Source organism: Haloferax sp. Atlit-6N (assembly GCF_003383195.1).
In the GTDB taxonomy this organism is placed as follows: domain Archaea; phylum Halobacteriota; class Halobacteria; order Halobacteriales; family Haloferacaceae; genus Haloferax; species Haloferax gibbonsii.
In genome coordinates, this window is sequence record NZ_QEQJ01000003.1 from 320623 (window position 1) to 341223 (window position 20601).

Below are 20601 nucleotides of genomic sequence, written 5' to 3' on the forward strand. Positions count from 1 at the left end.
GCGCGGCCGAGAACGCCGATGGCCGCTCGCGGATTATCGACTGCAGAAAATGGGAGTAAGGTACGTCGTATCGAGGCTTGGTCCGGCCGTTACTCGTCTCCGTACTCGTTGTCGCCCATGGCGCAGTTCGACGCCGGGAACTCGCTGCACTCGTAGACGAGCGGGTCGGTCGTCTCGACGATTTCCGTCCGGATACCGAGTTCTTCGGCGCGGTCGTCGCCGACGCCGCGGACCATGTACCACGGGCGCTCGACCTGGTGGTCGCAGGTCCGGTACGAGGAGTCGCCCCACGCGAGGCTCCACTCGAACTCTTCGAGCGTTCGAACCACCGTCGGCGGGTGGAACGTGCCGGCCTCTTCGACGGCGGCCGCGTACACCATCATCGACTCGTAGGTGTGCAGCGAACTCTGGTTGGGCGTCTCGTCGTACTCGGCCTGATAGGCTTCGACGAACGTCTGGCTCGCCTCGTTGTCGGCGTTCGGGTTCCACGGCTCCATGCCGAGGACACCTTCTGCGTCCGCGCCGAGCGGGTCGAGGGTGAACGCGCTGACGTGCGGGATGATGACGTCGATGTCGTCGGTCAGGCCGGCGTCTCGCAGTTGCGCGAGGCCGCTGGCGGCGAAGTTGCCGAAGCTGGAGAAGTACAGCGTGTCGGCACCGGAGTCTTCGAGCGCCTGAATCTGGGAGCTGTGGTCGGTCTCGCCCTCCGCGATGGCGGCACCGCCGGCGTCCTCCCACGGACCCTGTTCGGTGAGGTACTTGCGGGCGGCGTCGCGGTTCGACTGCCCGTAGGAGTAGTCCATGTAGATGTGGAACAGCGAGCGATCCTCGCCGAGGACCGAGGGCGCGGCCTCGCCCATCGCCATCCCGATAATCTCCGCGTGGAACGTCGGGTGGAAGTAGTATCGCGAGCAGTTCTCCCCGGAGATGCCGGCGGACGTTGAGTTCCCGCCCATGAACGGAACTTTCTCTCGCTGGGCGACGTTCTGCATCGCCATCGTCACCGTACTGGACATGCCGCCCGTCCAGAACTGGATGTTGTCCCGCTGAATCATCCGCTCGATGTTGTCCTGTGCCGTGTCGGCGCTCCCGGCGGTGTCGGCCTTCGTCGGCTCGACCTGGTAGCCCATGATGCCGTCGCCGCTCAGTCGGTCCCAGTAGTCGACGAGGCCGCCGCCCTCGTTCAGGTGTTTGACCGCGAGGTCGAAGCCCTTCTCTTGGTCTTGGCCGTCGGGGCCCAACGCGCCGGAAGTCGGCCCGTTGAATCCGATGCTCACGGAGCTTCCCTCGGGCGGGAAGTTCCCGATAGCCTCGTAGTCCTCGCCGCTGTCGTCGCCGCCGGACGTGTCCCCGCCAGAGGAGTCGTCGCCTCCGCCGCCGTCGGTGTTCTCGGTCTCGGAACCGCCCCCACCGGTACAGCCCGCGAGGCCGGCCGTGAGTCCGGCCGTCCCGATTGCTTTCAGATAGCGTCGCCTGGATTCGTCAGTTAGCGCTGGTTGATCAGTCATGTTTCTTTGGAACGCTGGTAGTGACATGGTGTCATGGTATAGTTAAACTTTGTGATTATCCGGGTAGAAATCAGGTCACCCGGCCGGCCCGCGAGCGCGAACTCCCCTTCGTCGGCGCTCAGCACGTCGTCGGCAGCGGGGGCGACCCCCGAGTCCCGTTCTCGATTCGGAAACGCCCGGGTTAGGCCGCCGCCCGCATGCGGCGGTCGATGGCCTTCGCGAGCGTGAGCGCGAACTCCTCGTCGTTGATGTTGGCCGACGACTCGATGACCTCCACGTGGTCGTCGAGGTGCTCGCGCAGCGCGTCGAACAGCGCCTCGTCGGCCTCGGGGTCGTAGAACTCCTCGCCTTCGGCGTCGAGCATCGAGACGCCGCCGAGCGGGAGCGCGAGCGTGGTCGGCCCGGTCGCGGTGTTGAGCTTCTCCGCGATGATTCGGCCGAGTTCGGCGTTCTCCTCTGGGGTCGTCCGCATCAGCGTCACCTGCGGGTTGTGGACGTGGAACTGCCGGCCGTCGAACTCGTCGGAGATGGAGTCTTTCGGCCCGAAGTTGACCATGTCGAGCGCGCCGGTCGAGACGACCTGCGGGATGCCGCGCTCGGCCGCGGCGTCGAGCCGGTCCGGACCCGCCGCCAGGACGCCGCCGACCAGTTCGTCGGCCCACTCGGTCGTCGTGACGTCGAGCACGCCGTCGATAACGCCCTCTTCGACGAGCGACTCCATCGCCCGGCCGCCGGTCCCGGTCGCGTGGAAGACGATAGTCTCGTACCCGCGCGCTTCGAGCCAGTCGCGCGCCGTCTGGACGCACGGCGTGGTGACGCCGAACATCGTGATTCCGATGGTCGGTTTGTCCTCGGTCTCGACGGCCGGCTCGTTCGACACCATGCCGACCATCGCGAGTGCCGCGTTGGAGATGACGGTCCGCGAGAGTTGGTTGAGCCCCTCGATGTCGGCGACCGAGTACATCATCGCGATGTCGTGGTAGCCGATGTACGGCTCCGTGTCCCCCGAGGCCATCGTCGAGAGCATCAGTTTGGGGACCCCCATCGGAAGCGCGCGCATCGCGGCCGTCGCGACCGACGTGTTCCCCCCGCCGCCCAGACCGAGGACGCCGTCGAGTTGGCCCTCCGCGTGGAGTCGCGATGTGACGACGGCCGCACCGTCGCCCATGGTTTCGATGGCCTTGCCGCGGTCGCCGGCCTCCCGAAGCGCTTCGAGGGTGCTGCCGCCCGCCTCGGCCACGGCCGCGGCGTCGGTGTCCGGTTCGATTTCGGGCGCTCCCATCACGCCGACGTCGACGAGGTGAACCTCGATTCCCTGCCCTTCGAGCACGTCGCGGGCGAACCCTATCTCCTCGCCCTTGGTATCGAGTGTGCCGACGATGACGACGCTCATCGGTCACCCGCGGTGGACCGCTCGCGTCGGGTCGGTCCGCACCCGTCGTTCGAAACCTCGACGCCGCGCGGCGTCGCCGCCGATGCGACTGATTGTGTGCATGCGCGGTTCATACTTGCAATCGTGGCAACACTACAGACTGTAATTAATATTGGGGTCAGTCCAACGTTCACCGGCTAGTGACGCATCGGGACATCCGGACACGACTTGCCGCTGGACAGTACATTCAAGTAATGTTAGTTCATGAGATTTGGTAGCCCAAATCAATGAGCCGACGGAAATAATGGCTATACTTCCGTTACACCTCGCCTGTCAGTTGGGTGGGAACGCGGGAGCGAGAGCCGCCCGTTCGGCGAATTGGCCGGGTACACGGCTGGGTTGCGGTTCGCGAGAGCAGCGCAGTCCTGTAATCGCACGGTAACCAACGACGACAGCGACCGACGCAACACACTATGACACACGACGACGACACGACACGGGAATCGAATCCCGACGACGGCGACAGCGAGGGACTGAACATCAACCGACGCAACTTCATGAAAGTGAGCGGCGTCGGGGCGGCGAACTTCCTCGGGGCCAGCGGCGTCGCACAGGCGAAACAGCTCACCACCGACGACACGATTCGCCTCGTCGCGACGGAGGGAGACATTCTCGCGGCGTACACGAACGAGGAGTCGGTTATCGAGGGTTCGGGTCTCGCCGACGCGATATCCGACTGGCGTCAGGGCGACCTGACGACGAACTCCCTGCTGAAGGGAATCAACAGTTGGCGCAACGGGACGGAGATTGAGACCTCGGCGGACTCGTTCTCGTGGGTCGCGACCGCGCCCTCCGAGATGGAGGATACGACCAACCCGACGCTCGTCATGCACGAGGGCGAGGAGTACGAAATCGAACTCTCGAACGCCATGGACGAGGACATCACGTTCATGCTCGCGGACCCGACCGGCGAGGTGATGGAGTCGTTCTCGACGATGCAGGGGTCTGGCGACTCACAGACGGTCAGCTTCACCGCCGAGTCGTCGATGGCGATGTACTACGCCGAAGAGCACCCCGAGGAGATGCGGGGGAGCGTCGAGATAACGCCGCCTCCGGCCGAAGACAACATCAGCGTCCTCATGATGGGCGGCCCGCAGGGCGGCAGTCACAACGCGCCGGCCCGGCAGGTCCAGCTCACCGAGTACATGCTGGACCGCGGCATCGAGGTCCAGTACACCGACCGGCTCGCCGACCTCGAACCCGACGTGCTCCACCGCTACGACGCGTGGATCATGATGGACAACCGCGGCGCGAACTACGGCCAAGAGCTGACTCCGGAACAGGAGCAGTCCATCGTCGAGTTCGTCGAGAACGGCGGCGGCTTCATCCCGATACACAGCGCTTCGGCGTGTTTCACCGGCTCGGACGCCTACATGAACCTCGTCGGCGGTCAGTTCGCCGCTCACAACTTCGGCGAGATGACGACGAGCTTCGCCCAGCCGAGCCATCCGATTCTGTCGACCCTCGACCCCATCACGGTCGAAGACGAGACGTACCGCCACATGAACCTCAACGACGATATCAACGTGCTCGCCTACGCGCAGTTCCCCGACGGCGACAGCATCCCCGAGTACGACGACGGCCGCGAACAGGGCGAGCCGTGGTCGTGGACTCGCACACAGGGCGACGGGCGCGTCTTCTACACCGCGTGGGGCCACGGCAGAGCCCCGTGGGCGACCGACGGCTTCAAAGCGCTCATCGAGAACGCGATTCGCTGGGTCACGAAGAACGAAGACACCATCGCTGAGGACACCAAGGTCCTCAACGACCTGGAGTTCATCGACGCCGACATCCCGTACTATCCGCCGCCGGAGGGGAGCCTCCTGGCGCCGGAGGTCCCCGAGGAGGTCGGCAGCGGAACGAATTGGAACAAGATGCAGCGGGCGTTGAACCCCAGCGAGACGGTCCGGCGGACGATTACGCCGGAAGGGTTCGACCTCAAGCCGTTCGTCACCGAGGGCGACCTACCTGACGACGCGAAGGGGAACATCCTCGACGCGAAGTTCGACGCGCAGGGTCGCGTCTGGCTGTCGGTCACCCGCGACTATCCGAACGAGCTAGGCCAGGACCGCGACAAAATCGTCGTCTGCGAAGACACGGACGGCGACGGACAGGCCGACGAGTTCACCATCTTCGCGGACGGCCTCTCGGTGCCGGTCAGCATGGTTGTCGTCGAAGACGGCGTCGTCGTCGCCGACCTCGACGACCCCAGCGAGAGCGGGAAGATGGTCCACCTCGTCGACACGGACGGGGACGGGCAGGCTGACGAGCGAAACGTCCTGTTCTCCGGGTTCGGTAACGGCGACACCCACGCCGGCCCCAACGAACTGGCCCACGGCATCGATAACTGGATTTGGGGACAGGTCGGGTACGGCGGTTTCAGCGGCAACATCGCCGGCGAGGAGCGAAACTTCAGTTCCTCGGTCTACCGATTCAAGTTAGAAGACGGCTCGGTCACCGACTTCGAAATCGTCGGCGCACTGCCGGGGAACCAGGCGGGCCTCGGTTTCACCGAGGAGGGTCTCGCCTTCGGTTCGGCCGCGACCTCCGGGCGACCGAGCAACTACTTCGCTATCCCGCATCAGTACTACGACCTCATCGAGGGAACGGGACCGAACGACTTCGGTGCGGCGTCTGATTCGAACCGGTTCCTCCCGGTCACCGACCGCGTCCGGCAGGTCGACCTCCACGGCGGGTACACCGCGGCGACCGGCCACACCATCTACACGGCGCGCGAGTACCCCCAGAAGTACTGGAACAACACCGGCTTCGTCGGCGACGGCACGGGTCACATCCTCGGTTCGTTCTTCCTCTCGCAGGACGGTGCGGGCTACAACACCCACTACGCCCACAACATCGCCGGCGGCACCGACGCGTGGTTCGCGCCGTCGTACTCCTCCGTCGGCCCGGACGGCATGCTGTGGTTCATCGACTGGTACAACTACATCTACCAGCACAACCCGACGCCCGGTGGCTTCGAGAACGGCCCCGGCAACGCGTACATGACCGAGGTACGCGACCACGCAACTGCCCGGCTCTTCCGCGTCGTCTACGGCGACGACGACGGCTACGAGCCGACCGACCTCGCGGACGCGAGCGTCTCGGAACTCGTCGACACGCTGTCGAGCACGAACATGTTCTGGCGGCGGACGGCCCAGCGGCTGTTGGTCGAACGCAACGAGACGGGCGCGCTCTCGTCGCTCGTCGACCTCGTCACGACGGAGACGCTCGACGAAATCAACCTCGACCCGGCGGCGATTCACGCGCTGTGGACGATGCACGGCCTCGGTGCGCTCGACGCCGACACTGGAAACAGCACCGCGATTCAGGCCGCGCTCGGCGCTCTGACGCACTCTTCGCCGGGCGTCAGGCTCACCGCACTCCGCGTCCTGCCGTCGACGACGGACACGCGACAGGCGATTCTCGACAACGACCTCCTCAACGACGAGGACGGTCGGGTCGCCATGTGGGCGCTCGTCGCGCTCGCGCAGACGCCGTCCGACGACGCGTCCGGCGAGGCGGTCTACGAGATGATTAGCGCCGAATCGAACTATCAGGACACGGTCCTCGTCGACGCGGCGTCGCTCGCCGGCGCGACCCACGCCGACGGGTTCATCCCGGCGTACGAGGCCAACGAGGACACGAGCGAGGACGGGGACAACACCGAAGACCTCCCGAACCTCCTCGAAAACCCCTCGTTCGAGACGCCCGTCGGCGGCGAGACCGACGACTCCGACCCGATGCCCGTCGGCTGGTCGACCACACCGTACACCGGTTCGGCCGAGTTCTCGTACGCCGAGACGGGGTACGAGGGCGACCGGAGCGTCCAAGTCTCGTCCACCGAGGGCGCGGACGCCTCGTGGAACACGACGGTCGCGGTCGACCCGAACACCGAGTACACCCTCTCTGCGTACGTCAGGACTGAGAACGTCCAACTCGTGGACGGGAGCGGCTTCGGCGAGGGGCCGCTCGGGGCGACCATCAGCGTCGAGCAGATAGCGAACACGGGCTCAGGCACGCAATGGGACACGATTCCGTCCGGACTGACCGGCACCAACGACTGGACGGACGTGAGCATCACTATCAACAGTGGCGACCTCGAAGAACTCCAGATCAACTGCCTGTTCGGTGGCTACGGCGAGGCGACCGGCACGGCGTGGTTCGACAGCATCTCGCTGACCGACCCCGACGGCACCGACGTGCTCTCGAACGGTTCCTTCGAAGAGAGCACCGGCAGCAGCGAGCCTGCGATGCCCGCCGACTGGACGACGAACGCCTTCGCGGGGACCGGGGAGTTCGCAGAATTCTCCTACGCAGACGTGGGCCAAGACGGCAGTCAGAGCGTCCAAATCTCGTCCACGGAGGGCGCGGATGCGGTCTGGCTCGCTGACGGCATCTCGGTCCAGCCTGAGACGGAGTACACGCTCAGCGGCTGGATAAAGACTGAGAATGTGCAGGCGAGCTCGGGTGCCCGCGGCGCGCTGTTCAACGTCCACACGACGGACTTCGAGACGGACCCGCTGACCGGCACCAACGACTGGACGGAGGTGAGCACCACGTTCACGACGGGTGCCGACACCACGACGGTCCAAATCAACTGCCTGTTCGGCGGCTACGGTAACGCGACCGGCACGGCGTGGTTCGATAACGTCTCGCTGACCGACCCTGACGGGAACAACGTCCTGCCGAACGCGTCGTTCGAAGAGGCCGCGAGCACCGACTCGTCGTCGGACCCCGAGGGCCCGGCGAACTGGGAGGGAACCACTTACGGCGGCACGGCTGAGTTCACCTACACCTCGGACGTGGCGCGGACGGGCGACTACAGCGTCCGGGTCGACTCAACGGAGGGCGCGGACGCGTCGTGGACGCAGTTCCGCGACGACCTCGAACCGAACTCCGAGTACCGCTTCCGAGCGTGGGTCAAGACCTCGGACGACTTCAGCAACTCTGAGGACGGCTTCGGTGAAATCGGAAGCTCCTACGGCGTCACGATCAACGTCCACGGCCTCGGACAGGGTTCAGTCACGGACTACTACACGGACCCCGTCGAGGACTGGCAACTGCTCGAGACGACCTTCTCGACCGGCGCGGCGCCCGGCCAGTTCCAGCTTAACCTGCTGTTCGGCGGCTGGGGCAACGCCACCGGCACCGTCTGGTTCGACGACACCGAACTGAAGCGCATCGGCGGCTCCGGCAACGGGCTGGAACTCGTCTACGACCGCGTCACCGAACACGTCGAGGCGACCAGTGGTGACGGGAGCGACGACGGCGGCAGCGACGACGGCGGCAGCGACGCCATCCCGTCGGGGTCGACCATCGAACTCGAAGCCGAGAGCAACGAGGGCTGGACCGGCGTCTCGCCGTCCGATATCGCGGACGCGACGAACCCGACGCTCACCCTCGAAGCCGGCGGCGAGTACACGGTCACGTGGACGAACCGCAACGGCGCGCCTCACAACTTCGAGGTCGTCAACGGCGACGACACCGTCGTGAACGACATCTCCACGTCGTACCTCGCGACGCAGGGCGAGTCACAGAGCGTCACGTTCACCGTCACCGACTCGATGGCGGAGTACGTCTGTCGCGCCCACAGCTTCCGGATGCGCGGCACCATCGAAATCGCGAGCTCGGGAGGTAACTGAGCGGGCGAGACGCGTTCCGACCGAGGTCCGTGGCGTCTTTTCTTTCGTATCGAACTTGAGCCGAGCGACGCGGAAAATCAGCACTTCGGGCGCGTCACGGCGATGCCCGGACTACACCTACACCTGCGGGCCGGCGAACAGCGACGGGCGCTCGAACGCGAGCGACACGTCGTCAGCGATGCCGAGCAGGTCCGCGACCGTCGGGGCGAACCGCCGGGCGTCGACGATTCGGTCGGACGAGCCGTCGGGGGCTGCCGGCCCGCCGAAGCCGTAGAAGCCGCGCGTCTCGGGGTCGACGCGACCGTGCGACCCGGACACCTTCGTCGGGTCGAGCGTCACGAGCCCTTCGTCGCCGAGAAACAGTTCGCACGGGTCGAAGCCGGGCTTGGCGTGGATGTCCATCTCCGTCGCGTACGACGGCGCGTCGGCGTCGTCGGTCCACCAGTAGTACTGGAACCACGCGTCCGCGTCGGCGACGGCGACGAGGTCGCCGGCGTTCGGGTGGTTCGCGTCGCCCCGCGCTTCGCCTTCGACCACGGCGTCGACGCCGGGGAGCGATTCGAGAACCTCTCGGGCGGCCGCCGGCCGGTCGGTGTACACGTGCGCGATTTGGTGGTCGACCATCGCGAACGCCGACGACGCGGCGATATCGACCTCCTCGCCGCCCTCGCCGTCGTCGCGCACCGAGAGCAGCCCCGCGTCGCGGAGCGCCCGGTTCGGGAACGCCGGCGTGTCGACCGCGTTGAAGCCGTACTCGTTGACGACGCCGACCGCCGTTTCGGACCAACGGGGCGTCGCTTCGAGCCAGTCGAGGAACTCGCCGACGAGGTCGTCGACGACGCCGACGGCCTCCCGAAGTTCCGGGGAGTCGGGACCGTGCCGCTGCGCGTCGTAGTCGAGGTGCGGCACGTACACCCACAGCAGGTCCGGGTCGTACCGCGCTATCGACTCCCGCGCGGTCGCGAGAATCCACTCGCTGCTGCGCTCGTCGGCGACCGGCCCCCAGTAGTTGTGCAGCGGGAAGTGGCCGTACTCCTCGCGGAGGTCGTCGTAGAACTCGTCGGGATTCGTCCAGCAGTCCATCTCGATGAGGTTGTTGTCCTCGTCTTCGATGGGCGACGGCGTGACGGCCACGTCGGCGCTCGTGCCGATGAGGTGTTGGAAGAACAGCGCGCCCGTCGTGAGGCCCGCCTCGTCGCTCGCGGCCTCCCACAGCCGCGTTCGCGTTCCTCGGTCGCGCTCCCAGAACTCGGCGACCTGTCGGTCGCGGTCGAACTCGCCGCTGGACACGTCGCCGTGGGCGGCGGGCGACTGCCCGGTCGAGAGGGTCGTCTGTGCGGGCACCGTGACGCTCGGAAACGGCGGTTCGAGCGCCCCGGACGGCTTTCCGGCAAGTAGGTCGGCGATATTCGGTGCCAATCCCCCGTCGAGATGTTCTTGTTGGAGTCCGACGACGTCGAGGACGACGACGCGCCCGGCACCGGACGCGGTCGAGTCCGAGGTCCTTCGAGCCGTCACGTTCCCTCCGCGTGGCGCTCCGCGTAGTCGTAGAGGAGTCGGAACTGCTCGGACAGTTCGTGTCTGTCGACGCCCTCGGGGGACTTGAAGAAGGACGCGAGGTGCGGCATCGTCCCGCCCTCGCCGCGCTCGTCGGCGAAGGCGGCCAGCCGGACCATGTCGAGGACGAGCGGGGCGGCGAGCGCCGAGTCGGCCCCCTCCCACGTGAACTGCATCTTCATCTTCGTCCCGAGGAAGCCCTCGAAGTGGACGTGGTCCCACGCGGTCTTCCAGTCGCCGAGCGACGGCGTGTAGTCGATGCGGACGGCGTTGTGGGTCTCGTACCCGAGGATGTCGTCCAGCAGGCTGCCCTTGCTCTCGATCTTCCCCGCTTTGTTGGCGTCGTCTTCGAGGACGAGACCGTCGCTGTTGCCGAGGATGTTGTGACCCTCCCACGAGAGGACGCGCAGGTTCCGCCCTGCGAACATCGGCCCGAGCGCGGACTTCATCAGCGTCTCGCCGGTTTTCCCGTCGCGGCCCATGTGCGGCACCTCGTTTCGCTCCGCGAGTTCGCGGAGCCCACCGAGCGAAGAGCCGGTACTGGGGGTGAAGTTGATGTACGGGTGGCCGTCGAGGAGCGCCGCGTACGCGTACAGGGCGCTCGCGGGGAGGTTCGGGTCGTCGCGCTCGACCGCCGTCTCGAACGCCGCCAGCGTGTCGTAGTCGCCGGGCGTCGGAACCGGCGGCTCGGTCGACGCGGCGTTCACGACGACCAGTCGGTCGACGTCCTGCGAGTCGGCGAAGGCGGCGTAGTCGGCCCGTATCTCCTCGACGATGTCGGCGACGGCCACGTCGTTACTCTCCGTCTCCGAGGACATCCCCTCGACCGCCTCGCCGCACCGGCGCGCGGTTCCGAGTTCGACGCGCTCGTCGATTTCGCGGAGGTCCTCGCGGACCGCGTCGAGGGTGTCGGGTGCCACGACGCCGCCGTGGCCCGCCATCTCCTCGGCGGTCTCCTCGATTCGCTGGGCCCGGATGTCGTGGCCCCCGAACACGAGGTCGTCGACGGCGGGGAGGTCCAGCGCGGCCACCGGTTCGTTGGCCGTCACCATCCCGGTCGTGTCCGCGACGCCGCGGGCGATTGCGCGCGCGCCGGTCATCGAGACGCTCGCGACGTTACCTCTGGCTCCGATAATCCAAACTCCGACTGTCATCGACTCACGATTGCGGTGTGCGATGAAGAATCTTGTCCTTCAATCATGTTGTTTCTGTGTCGGTCCCGGTTGGAGGGAACTCACCAGTCGCGGGAGGTGTCAGCGTCCCGTCTGTCGAGTTGGTCGCCGTGTTTGCTGAAGTCGAGGTTCCGGTCGAGGACCGTCTCTTCGGGGTGCCGCCACGTCTCGTCGCAGTCGACGCAGCGCCACTCCTCGTAGGGGCGACCCTCCTCGGGAGTGACGCGGTTCGATTCTATCGGCTCGCCGCAGAACGGGCAGTGTTCCGGCATGTGACTACGGGGTCGGCGCGGACGAGTAAATAGCTGTCTCCGCCGTCGGTCGCGGCCGCTGCGGTCGGGCGGTGCGCGCTCGTCCCGCGGCCGTCACCGAATCCACCGAAACAATGATTAACTACCATCAGAGAGGTAGGTCACATGTCGATACCAATTATCGACCCGCACATGCACATGGTGTCTCGCTCGACGAGCGACTACGAGCGCGCCCGGCTTGCGGGCGTGGAATGTTGCGTCGAACCCGCGTTCTGGAGCGGGACGGACAAGCAACACGCGGCGTCGTTCTTCGACTACTTCGAACAGATAATCGAGTTCGAGACCGACCGGGCGGAGCGGGCGGCGGGCATCGACCACTACGTCACCGTCGGCCTCGAACCGAAGGAGGCGAACTACCCCGAGATGGCGGAGGCGGTGATGGACGGGCTCCCCGAGTACCTCGACCGCGATCACGTCGTCGGGCTCGGCGAAATCGGCCTCGACCAGGGGACAGAAGCCGAGGAGTACGCGTTCAGACGACAGCTCAGAATGGCGGAAGAGCGCGAACTGCCGGTCATCATCCACACCCCGCACACCCAGAAGCCAGAGGGGACCGAGCGACTCGTCGAGATGATTCAGGACGAAGACGTGACCGAAGAGCGAATCGTCATCGACCACAACACCGAGAACACGGTCGATATCTCGCTGCAGACCGACTGTTGGCTCGGCTTCACCCTCTACCCCGGAAAGATAGACGCCGAGACGACCATCGACATCCTCGAGGAGTTCGGCACCGACAAGATGCTGCTCAACAGCGCCGCCGACTGGGACCCATCTGACCCGCTCGCGGTCCCGAAGGCCCGAGACAAGATGCTCGACCGCGGCTGGGACCGAGACGAGGTCCGGAAGGTCGTCTACGACAACCCCCGGGAGTTCTTCGGCCAGTCGCCGAACTTCCACTACGAGGTGTGACCGATGGAGTTTGGCTTCTCGATGAACGCGTTCCGGCAGCGAACGCTTACCGAAGGCGTCGAAGCAATCGCCGACGCCGGCTACGACGGCGTCGAAATCCTGCTTGACGACCCGCACCTGTTCCCGGGGACGGCCGACGGCGACGACCTCGAACACGCTCGCTCGCTCCTCGACGACTGCGGCATCGAAGTCAGCAACTGTAACGCCTTCATGCTCAGCGCCATCGAGCCCTCCGCGGAGAGTCGGGCGGCGACGTTCAACCGCGACACCGAGGCGTTCCACCACCCCTCGTTCGTCGAACTCGCGGCCGAGGACCGACAGGCTCGGGTCGACCACACGAAGAACGCGCTCGCCACCGCGGCCGCGCTCGGCTCGGAGAGCATCTCGATTCCGCCGGGCGGCCCGGTCCCGGAACGCATGTCGCGGGCGGACGCGCTCGACGCGTTCGTCTGGGGGCTCCGCGACGTCGCTGACGCCGCGGAGAAACTCGGCGTCGACGTGCTGGTCGAACCCGAACCGCACCTGCTCATCGAGACCTCCGAGGACTTCCTCGACCTCGTCGACCGCGTGGACTCACCCCGAATCGGCTGTAACTTCGACGCGGGACATTTCTACTCGGTCGGCGAGGACCCGGTCGAACTGGTGGAGCCGCTCGCGCCCCACACGCCGCACTACCACCTCGAAGACATCCCGGGCGACCGCACCCACGAACACACCCAACTCGGCGAGGGTGCGATGGACATCGACGGCTTCCTCGAAGCGGTCGAAGCGACCGGCTACGACGGCTACGTCACGGTCGAACTGTACCCCTACCAGGAGACCGCGGCGGAGACGGCCCGAACCGCGATGGAGTACCTCGAAGCCCATGGGTGGGCCTGACCGCGCGGGTCGGAAACGAGAGCCGGACCGACCGACGAACCGACGATGAACCGAACGAACGCGACACCCTCGACCGGCGGTCTTCGACGCTCGCTCGCGAGTCTCGCCAGACTCGTCCGCGTCCCGAACCTGTTCACCGCGCCGCCCGACGTCATCCTCGGGGCGGTGTTGGTCAGCGGCGGCCGCCCGTCGGTTCCGCTCTCGTCGCTCGCCGGCGTCGCGCTCGCCTCGGTGCTGCTGTACGCGGCCGGCACGACGCTCAACGACTACGTCGACGCCGACGAGGACGCGCAGTTCCGTCCGGAGCGCCCGATACCGTCGGGAGACGTGTCGCGCACGCGAGCTCGGAACCTCGGCGTCGCGCTCCTCTGTGCCGGCGTCGTCGTCGCCGCGGCCGCCGGGGGGCCGACCGCCGGCGTCGTCGCCGTCGTCCTCGGTTCGTTCATCGCACTCTACGACGGCGCGCTCAAGGGGACGCCGCTCGGCTTCGCGGCGATGGGCGGTTGCCGGGGAGCGAACGTCGCCCTCGGCATGGCGGTCGTGGCGGGAGCTCCCTCGTCGCTGTCGGCTCCGACGTGGGTCTACGTCGTGCCGGTCGTCGTCGCGCTCTACATCGCCGGCGTCACGTACATGGCCGAGCGGGAGACCGGTCCGGGCGACTCGGGGTCGGTGCTGGTCGGGATGGCCGGCGTCGGACTCGCCGTCGGGTCGGTCGTCGCGGCTGGCGCGGCCGTCGGCGTCGACTCGACCGACTCCGCGACGGTCGTCGTGACCGGCGGACTCCTCGTCTGGTTCGCGGCGTGGACCGGCCGCGACCTCCTGACCGCCTACGCCGACCCCCGTCCGGGCACCATCGGCCCCGCGGTCGGCACGTGCGTCCTCGCGCTCGTCGTGTTGAACGCGGCGGTCGCCGGGCTTCTGAGTCCCGCGTGGGGCGTCGTCGCGGCGGCGTTCGTCGCCCCCGCGGTCGGTCTCTCGTCCGCGTTCGACGTGTCGTGAACCGACGCGGCGCGTCGGTCCGTCGGCGCGTCGGGTTCCGTCCCGAACGATTGGCAGTACCAAAACAATTATTCATGTGTGACTGTACCACGACGTATGGTACAGTTAGCCTTCTCTACGAACGCGTACACGCGTTTCGACCTGCCAGAGGCGATCAGGCGAATCGCCGACCACGGCTACGACGGGGTCGAGCTACTGGCGGACGTGCCGCACGCGTTTCTCGCCGACTTCGACGAGACCGACCGCGAGCGCGTCCTGACGGCGCTGGACGAGACGGGACTCTCCGTGTCGAACATCAACGCGAACACGACCTGCGGCTACTACGACGACGCGCCGCCGTCGGCGTTCTTCGACCCGACGCTCATCTCGGCCGACGAGGAAGACCGCCGGTGGCGCATCGAGTACACGAAGGCCGCCATCGACTTCGCCGCGCTGGTCGACGCGCCCGCGGCGTGCGTCGCCAGCGGGTCGTCGCTTCCCGGGACGCCGCCGAGCGAGGCTTACGAGTACCTGCTCGAATCGCTCGACGAACTCACGGTGTACGCCGAGGACGTCGGGGTCGACCTCGGCATCGAGTTCGAACCGGAACTCCTCGTCGAGTGCACCGAGGAGGTGTTGACGCTCATCGACGACGTGGGGAGCGACGCGCTCGGCGTCAACTTCGACGTCGGCCACTCGGCTGTCTACGGCGAGAACCCCGCCGAGAGTATCCGGCAGTGCGCCGGCCACATCACCGGCATCCACCTCGAAGACATCGAGGGCGGCCGCCGCGGGAAACACTACCACCTCATCCCCGGCGAGGGCGACATCGACTTCGCGCCCGTCTTCGGCGCGCTCGACGACATCGGCTACGACGGCTTCGCGACGTTCGAACTATACACGTACCCCGACGAACCCGACGACGCGGCCCGGCGCGCGCGAGAAGAACTGGCCGAATACGCCCGCTGAAGCGCCGCGGTTCGGCAGGAATTCGCGGCGAGAAGCGCACCGAACACCGCCGCTGACGGCATCGATTCCCGCGAGCGACGTCGCGTGAGTGGCCTCGCGGTCCGCACGCTCGGAAACGGTTCTCAGATAATCGTTAACTATTTGCATGGAGCTTTCGATTCACACGCTGATTGCATGCTTTCCAGCGAGAGCGAGCTATCCCCATCCAGAGGTAGCGCGCGCACGAGACGTCAGTCTCCTGTCCGACGAGTCGAACAGACACCGCCGGCGGTCGCGTCCCGCCGAGGCGAGGCGAAGCGGCAGACCGCCGCTTCGCGCTCCGTTCGCGGAACCACTGCTCCATCGAACTCCGACCTGACCACCGCGTCATGAGACCGAGCATACCACGTCCGGGGCGGTCGACGGAACTCCGGAACGCGCTCCCGGTCGTCGCGATGGCGGTCCTCTTGGTGCTCGGCTCGCTCGGTCTGGGTGCGGCTATCGCGCCGGTCGCCGCGGACGCCCACGGCGGGACGCTCACCCGGACAGTCGATGACACGACGCTCGCACCGGGCGAGTCCACCACCGTCACGGTCGAAGTGAACGCCTCCGAACGGGGGAACTTCACCGTGGTCGAAGAGCTGAGTCCGGGCTTCGAATCGGTCGAAATCGTCGACGCCGACGGCGCGGACTTCTCTGGCGTGCGGAACGCCGACGACGAACTGTTCGCCACCTACGGCGACCGCGAGAGCGTCACGCTCGTTTACGAGGTGACCGCGGCCGACGACGCGAACGCGACGACCCACGAACTCACCGGATACGGCGACTTCGGCCTCGAAGATATCCGGGCCTCGACGACCGGTGACGGTGAAATCAACGTCTCGACCGACGACGGCGCGAGCGTGGTCCGCTCGGTCGACGACGCGACCCTCGCGCCCGGCGAGTCGGCGACGGTCTGGGTCGCCGTCGAACGGGACGAGGCGGCGAACTTCACGCTCGTCGAGGAGTTCAGCCCCGCCTTCGGCTCGGTCGAAATCGTGGACGCCGACGGTGCGGACTTCTCGGGTGTCCGTGACGCCAACGACGAGCTGTTCGCGACCTACGGCGACCGGAAGCTCGCCACACTCGTCTACGAGGTGACCGCGACCGACGACGCGACGACCGGCACGGTCTACGAGCTCGACGGCTTCTCGGACGCGAACGGCTCGCAGTCGGCGACTGACGGGACCAGCGAACTCAGCGTGCAGGAGTCGAGCGATGACGACCTCGCGGCCGTCCGGTCGGTCGACGACGCGACCCTCGCGCCGGGTGAATCGACCACGGTCCGGGTCGCCTTCGACCGCGACCGAGCGACGAACTTCACGCTCGTCGAGGAGTTCAGTCCGGCGTTCGGCTCGGTCGAAATCGTCGACGCTGACGGCGCGGACTTCTCGGCCGTACGCGACGCCAACGACGAGCTGTTCGCCACCTACGGCGACCGCGAGTTGGCCACGCTCGTCTACGAGGTGACCGCCGACAACGACGCGACTGCCAGTACGGTCTACGAGTTCGACGGCTTCTCGGACGTGAACGGCTCGCAGTCGGCGACCGGTGGTTCCGGCGAAATCAGCGTTCAGGCGTCGGACGGCGATGACTCCGGCGCGGTTCGCTCGGTCGACGACGAGACGCTCGCCCCGGGCGAATCCACCACCGTCACGGTCGAGGTCGACCGGGACGAGGCGGCGAACTTCACGCTCATCGAGGAGTTCAATCCCGCGTTCGCGTCGGTCGAAATCGTCGACGACGACGGGGCTGACTTCTCGGGCGTGCGGAACGCTAACGACGAACTGTTCGCCACCTACGGCGACCGCGAGAGCGTCACCCTCCAGTACCGCGTGACCGCCGGTGACGACGTGGACGCCGGAACGGCCTATCAGTTCGACGGCTTCACCGACGTGGACGGCTCGGAGGTGACGACCGGCGGCACCGACGAACTCGACGTTCAGAGCGAGTCCGACGACGACAACTGGGACCTCACCCGGTCGGCCGACGACACGACGCTCGAACCCGGTGAATCGACCGTCGTCTCGGTGGAAATCACCGGCAGCGAGGCGACGAACTTCACCGTCATCGAGGAGTTCAACCCCGGATTCGCGTCGGTCGAAATCGTCGATGACGACGGCGCTGACTTCTCGGGCGTGCGGAACGCCAACGACGAACTGTTCGCGACCTACGGCGACCGCGAGAACGTCACCCTCCAGTACCGTGTGACCGCCGGTGAGGACATGGACGAGGACGCCTCGTACGAACTCAGCGGGTTCGCGCAGTTCGACGCCGACGACAAGGAGATGAGCGTCGACGGCCTCGAATCGCTCTCTGTCGGCGCTGACGGTGACAGCGGTGACGACGGTTCCTCCGACGACGGCAGCGACGACGGAGATGACGGAGACGACAGTAACGACGGCGACGGTGGTGACGACAACGACGGCGACGACGATGGTGATGACAACGACGGCGACGACGGCGACGATGGTGACGACAACGACGGCGACGACGGCGACGATGGCGACGGTGGTGACGACAACGACGGTGGCGATGGTGATGACAACGACGGCGACGACTCGGACGACGGAACGACCGAGACGACGACCGCCGACCCCAACACGCCCGCGACGACCACGACTGACACGCCCGTTCCCGGGTTCGGTGTCTCGGTCGCGCTCGCCGCGCTCGTGATGGGCTCGGTCCTCCTCGCGCGCCGGCGAACGACCTAACGAGGCGACTCGTCTTCCCGCAACCTCGAACGTCCTCGAATCCCCTCCGCTCCCGCTTTCGGCTCTAACTCGGTCATTCAGAAGATTTAATATAACAACTCCCAAGTCGTAGTTCAGGGTCCATCATGACAGACTGGTCTAGGCGGCGGTTTCTACAGACAGGCGCAGCCCTCGGCATCGCCGGAACGCTCCCGCAGACGACGACGAACGTGTCCGCGGCGTCACCGGCGTTGGATAAGTTCGTGCAACCGCTTCCGGTTCCATCGGTCCGGGAACCGGACGGGCAGCGAGACGGCGCGGACGCCTACGAGATATCGGTCACCGAATTCAGCCAACAGCTCCATCCGGACCTCCCGGAGACGACGGTCTGGGGGTTCGACGGGTCGTATCCCGGCCCGACCATCGAGGCGGACGCCGGGAGTCCGGTCCACGTTCGCTTCGACAACAGCGAACTCCCGAACGACCACCTGTTCAACGTCGACGAGCGAATCGGCGGCACGACCACGGAGAACCACGCCGGCTACGACGGTCCGGTCCCGGAAGTTCGGACCGTCACCCACTTCCACGGCCTCGAAATCGACCCCGCGAACGACGGGCAGTCCGACATGTGGACCTCGCCGAGCGGGGTCGAGGGGCCGCGGTTCGACTCGGAGTGGCAGGAGCTACCGATGGAGCAGGGTCGGACGACCTCGACGTACCACGACCACACGCTGGGCATCACCCGGCTCAACGCCTACGCCGGGCTGCTCGGCCTCTACTCGATTACGACCGACGCGGAGCGGGAGCTCGGCCTGCCAACGGGTGACTACGACATCCCGCTGTTGCTCCAAGACAAGGAGTTCAACGACGACGGCTCGCTGCACTACCCCGACGAGTTCGTCTCGGCGTTCCTCGGCGACACCGCCGTCGTCAACGGGGCCGTGTGGCCGTACGTCGAGGTCGAACCGCGTCGGTACCGCTTCCGCATCCTGAACGGCGCCAACCACCGCTCGTTCGACCTCCAACTGGAGAGCGAAAGCGGGTCGGGCGCCCCGACGATGTACCAGTTCGCCCCCGGTCACGGCTTCCTCGAATCAGTCGTTCCCATCGGTCCGGGCGGCGACCTCGACTCGCTCTTGCTCACGCCCTTCGAGCGCGGCGAACTCATCGTCGACTTCTCCGACCACGCGGGCGAGACGCTCACGCTCACCAACGGGGCCGACATGGGTCCCGAGCTGACCGACCTCGTCCAGTTCCGCGTCTCGGACCCCGAGACGCCGCCTGAGGACCCGAGCCCCGACCCGACGAACCTGTCGCTTCCCGCACCGACCTCGTACGACGAGAGCGACGCGCGGGTGACCCGCGAGATGACGCTGGGTACCACGGTCGACGTGGAAAACAACCTCATCACGCACACGCTGAACGGATACGTCTTCGGCGACGAGGACGCGCCCGTCTACCCGCAACTCGGGTCGACCGAGATATGGGAACTCCAGAACGAGTCGGGCGGGAGACACCCGATTCACCTGCATCTGGTCACCTTCAGGGTCATCGGCCGCGGCCCCGACGGAACGCAACCGCCGGACCCCAATGAGCTGGGGCCGAAAGACACCGTCCGCGTCGACCCCGACGAGCGCGTGCGGATAATCGCTAAGTTCGAGGGGTTCACCGGGCAGTTCCCGTGGCATTGCCACATGCTCGAACACGAGGACAACAAGATGATGATTCCGTTCGTCGTCGAGAACCCCATCGCGGACTATGCGAACGAAAGCGACATCGTGGACGCGACGGGGCTGACGGACGCGGTCGGCGACTGGCGGAACGACGACCTCGAAACCGAGGTCCTCCTCGAAGTCATCGACCAGTGGCGAAGCGGCGACGAGGTCGCCTGACTCCGGTATCGCCGAGTTACTGCACCGGTTCGGCCGAGCGGTCCGAGAACCACCGACTCCGGACGACGTACGCGACGAGGACGACCGCGGTGGCGACGCCGATGATCGAGTACACGTCGACCTCGGTGAGCGACCGGGCGGCCTCGCCGAGATAGACCGCGAGCAGCGCTTCGATGGTGTACCGACCGCCGCGGCCGAGCACCGACGCCGCCAGATACGTCCGGAGGTCGAGGTCGAACACGCCCGACCCGATAGAGAGTAGTTCGTACCCCTCGGGAATCGGCGCGAACGCCCCGAACGCGACCGTCACGAACCCGGAGCGCTCGAAGTATCGCTCGACCTTGTGAACCCGCTCGCCGGCGAACCGCGAGTCCAGCGCGCGCCGGCCACCCTTCTTCCCCATGAGGAAGCCGACCAGCCCCGCCGACACCGACCCGACGGTCGCGACGGCCGCGTACAGGAGCGCGAACTCGGGGTTCGCCGCCGACAGCGGGACGAGCACCAAGTCCGGTGGGACAGGGAGCAAAAAGAATTCCAGGAACGCCACGAGCAGCAGCCCCGGCGCGCCGAGCGAGGCGAAAAACGCGGTCGATAGTTCGACAGTCTCCAGTACGTCTAGCATCGTCGTCTCTACGCAG

The 20601-nt window shown here is 66.6% G+C and carries 13 protein-coding genes; 7 read left to right on the forward strand and 6 right to left on the reverse strand.

Annotation, left to right across the window (positions count from 1 at the left end):
- Positions 1-89: 89 nt before the first annotated feature.
- Positions 90-1508: a substrate-binding protein gene (locus DEQ92_RS13755; protein WP_008096737.1), complete on the reverse strand. Its 1419-nt coding sequence runs from the start codon at positions 1506-1508 to the stop codon at positions 90-92.
- Positions 1509-1689: 181 nt separating this feature from the next.
- On the reverse strand, positions 1690-2901 hold the full coding sequence (locus DEQ92_RS13760; protein ID WP_008096739.1) for a Tm-1-like ATP-binding domain-containing protein: 1212 nt from the start codon (positions 2899-2901) through the stop codon (positions 1690-1692).
- 452 nt (positions 2902-3353) lie between these two features.
- Between DEQ92_RS13760 and DEQ92_RS13765 the strand changes: the two genes are divergently transcribed.
- Positions 3354-8582, forward strand: a complete 5229-nt coding sequence (locus tag DEQ92_RS13765) for a PVC-type heme-binding CxxCH protein (protein ID WP_115820979.1) — start codon at positions 3354-3356, stop codon at positions 8580-8582.
- A 117-nt stretch (positions 8583-8699) separates the two neighbouring features.
- On the opposite strand, the gene DEQ92_RS13770 is transcribed toward DEQ92_RS13765, so the two are convergent.
- The 3 genes from DEQ92_RS13770 to DEQ92_RS13780 form a co-directional block, all read right to left on the reverse strand.
- Positions 8700-10100 (reverse strand): alkaline phosphatase family protein, encoded by a 1401-nt coding sequence (locus tag DEQ92_RS13770; RefSeq protein WP_115820980.1) that lies wholly within the window; start codon positions 10098-10100, stop codon positions 8700-8702.
- The gene (locus DEQ92_RS13775; RefSeq protein WP_115820981.1) at positions 10097-11293 is read right to left on the reverse strand and encodes an inositol-3-phosphate synthase; all 1197 of its coding nucleotides are present in this window, start codon (positions 11291-11293) and stop codon (positions 10097-10099) included. The genes DEQ92_RS13770 and DEQ92_RS13775 overlap by 4 nt, the downstream gene beginning before the upstream one ends.
- A gap of 80 nt (positions 11294-11373) precedes the next feature.
- Positions 11374-11583: a hypothetical protein gene (locus DEQ92_RS13780; RefSeq protein WP_008096745.1), complete on the reverse strand. Its 210-nt coding sequence runs from the start codon at positions 11581-11583 to the stop codon at positions 11374-11376.
- A 171-nt stretch (positions 11584-11754) separates the two neighbouring features.
- Between DEQ92_RS13780 and DEQ92_RS13785 the strand changes: the two genes are divergently transcribed.
- The 6 genes from DEQ92_RS13785 to DEQ92_RS13815 all read left to right on the forward strand — a co-directional run bounded on the left by DEQ92_RS13785 (position 11755) and on the right by DEQ92_RS13815 (position 19963).
- Complete coding sequence (locus DEQ92_RS13785) at positions 11755-12534, forward strand: TatD family hydrolase (protein WP_199522918.1); 780 nt, start codon at positions 11755-11757, stop codon at positions 12532-12534.
- 3 nt (positions 12535-12537) lie between these two features.
- On the forward strand, positions 12538-13413 hold the full coding sequence (locus DEQ92_RS13790) for a sugar phosphate isomerase/epimerase (protein WP_115820982.1): 876 nt from the start codon (positions 12538-12540) through the stop codon (positions 13411-13413).
- Between the two features lie 45 nt (positions 13414-13458).
- Positions 13459-14412, forward strand: coding sequence for a UbiA family prenyltransferase (locus tag DEQ92_RS13795; RefSeq protein WP_115820983.1), 954 nt, complete (start codon positions 13459-13461; stop codon positions 14410-14412).
- A gap of 96 nt (positions 14413-14508) precedes the next feature.
- On the forward strand, positions 14509-15360 hold the full coding sequence (locus DEQ92_RS13800; protein WP_115820984.1) for a sugar phosphate isomerase/epimerase: 852 nt from the start codon (positions 14509-14511) through the stop codon (positions 15358-15360).
- Positions 15361-15728: 368 nt separating this feature from the next.
- Positions 15729-18092, forward strand: a complete 2364-nt coding sequence (locus DEQ92_RS13810; protein ID WP_199522915.1) for a PGF-CTERM sorting domain-containing protein — start codon at positions 15729-15731, stop codon at positions 18090-18092.
- Positions 18093-18301: 209 nt separating this feature from the next.
- Positions 18302-19963, forward strand: coding sequence for a multicopper oxidase family protein (locus DEQ92_RS13815; RefSeq protein ID WP_115821021.1), 1662 nt, complete (start codon positions 18302-18304; stop codon positions 19961-19963).
- A 16-nt stretch (positions 19964-19979) separates the two neighbouring features.
- Here the strand turns inward: DEQ92_RS13815 and DEQ92_RS13820 are convergent, their stop codons facing one another.
- Entirely contained in the window at positions 19980-20585 is a 606-nt protein-coding gene (locus DEQ92_RS13820) for a YqaA family protein (protein WP_004971785.1), read from the reverse strand.
- Between the last annotated feature and the right edge of the window lie 16 nt (positions 20586-20601).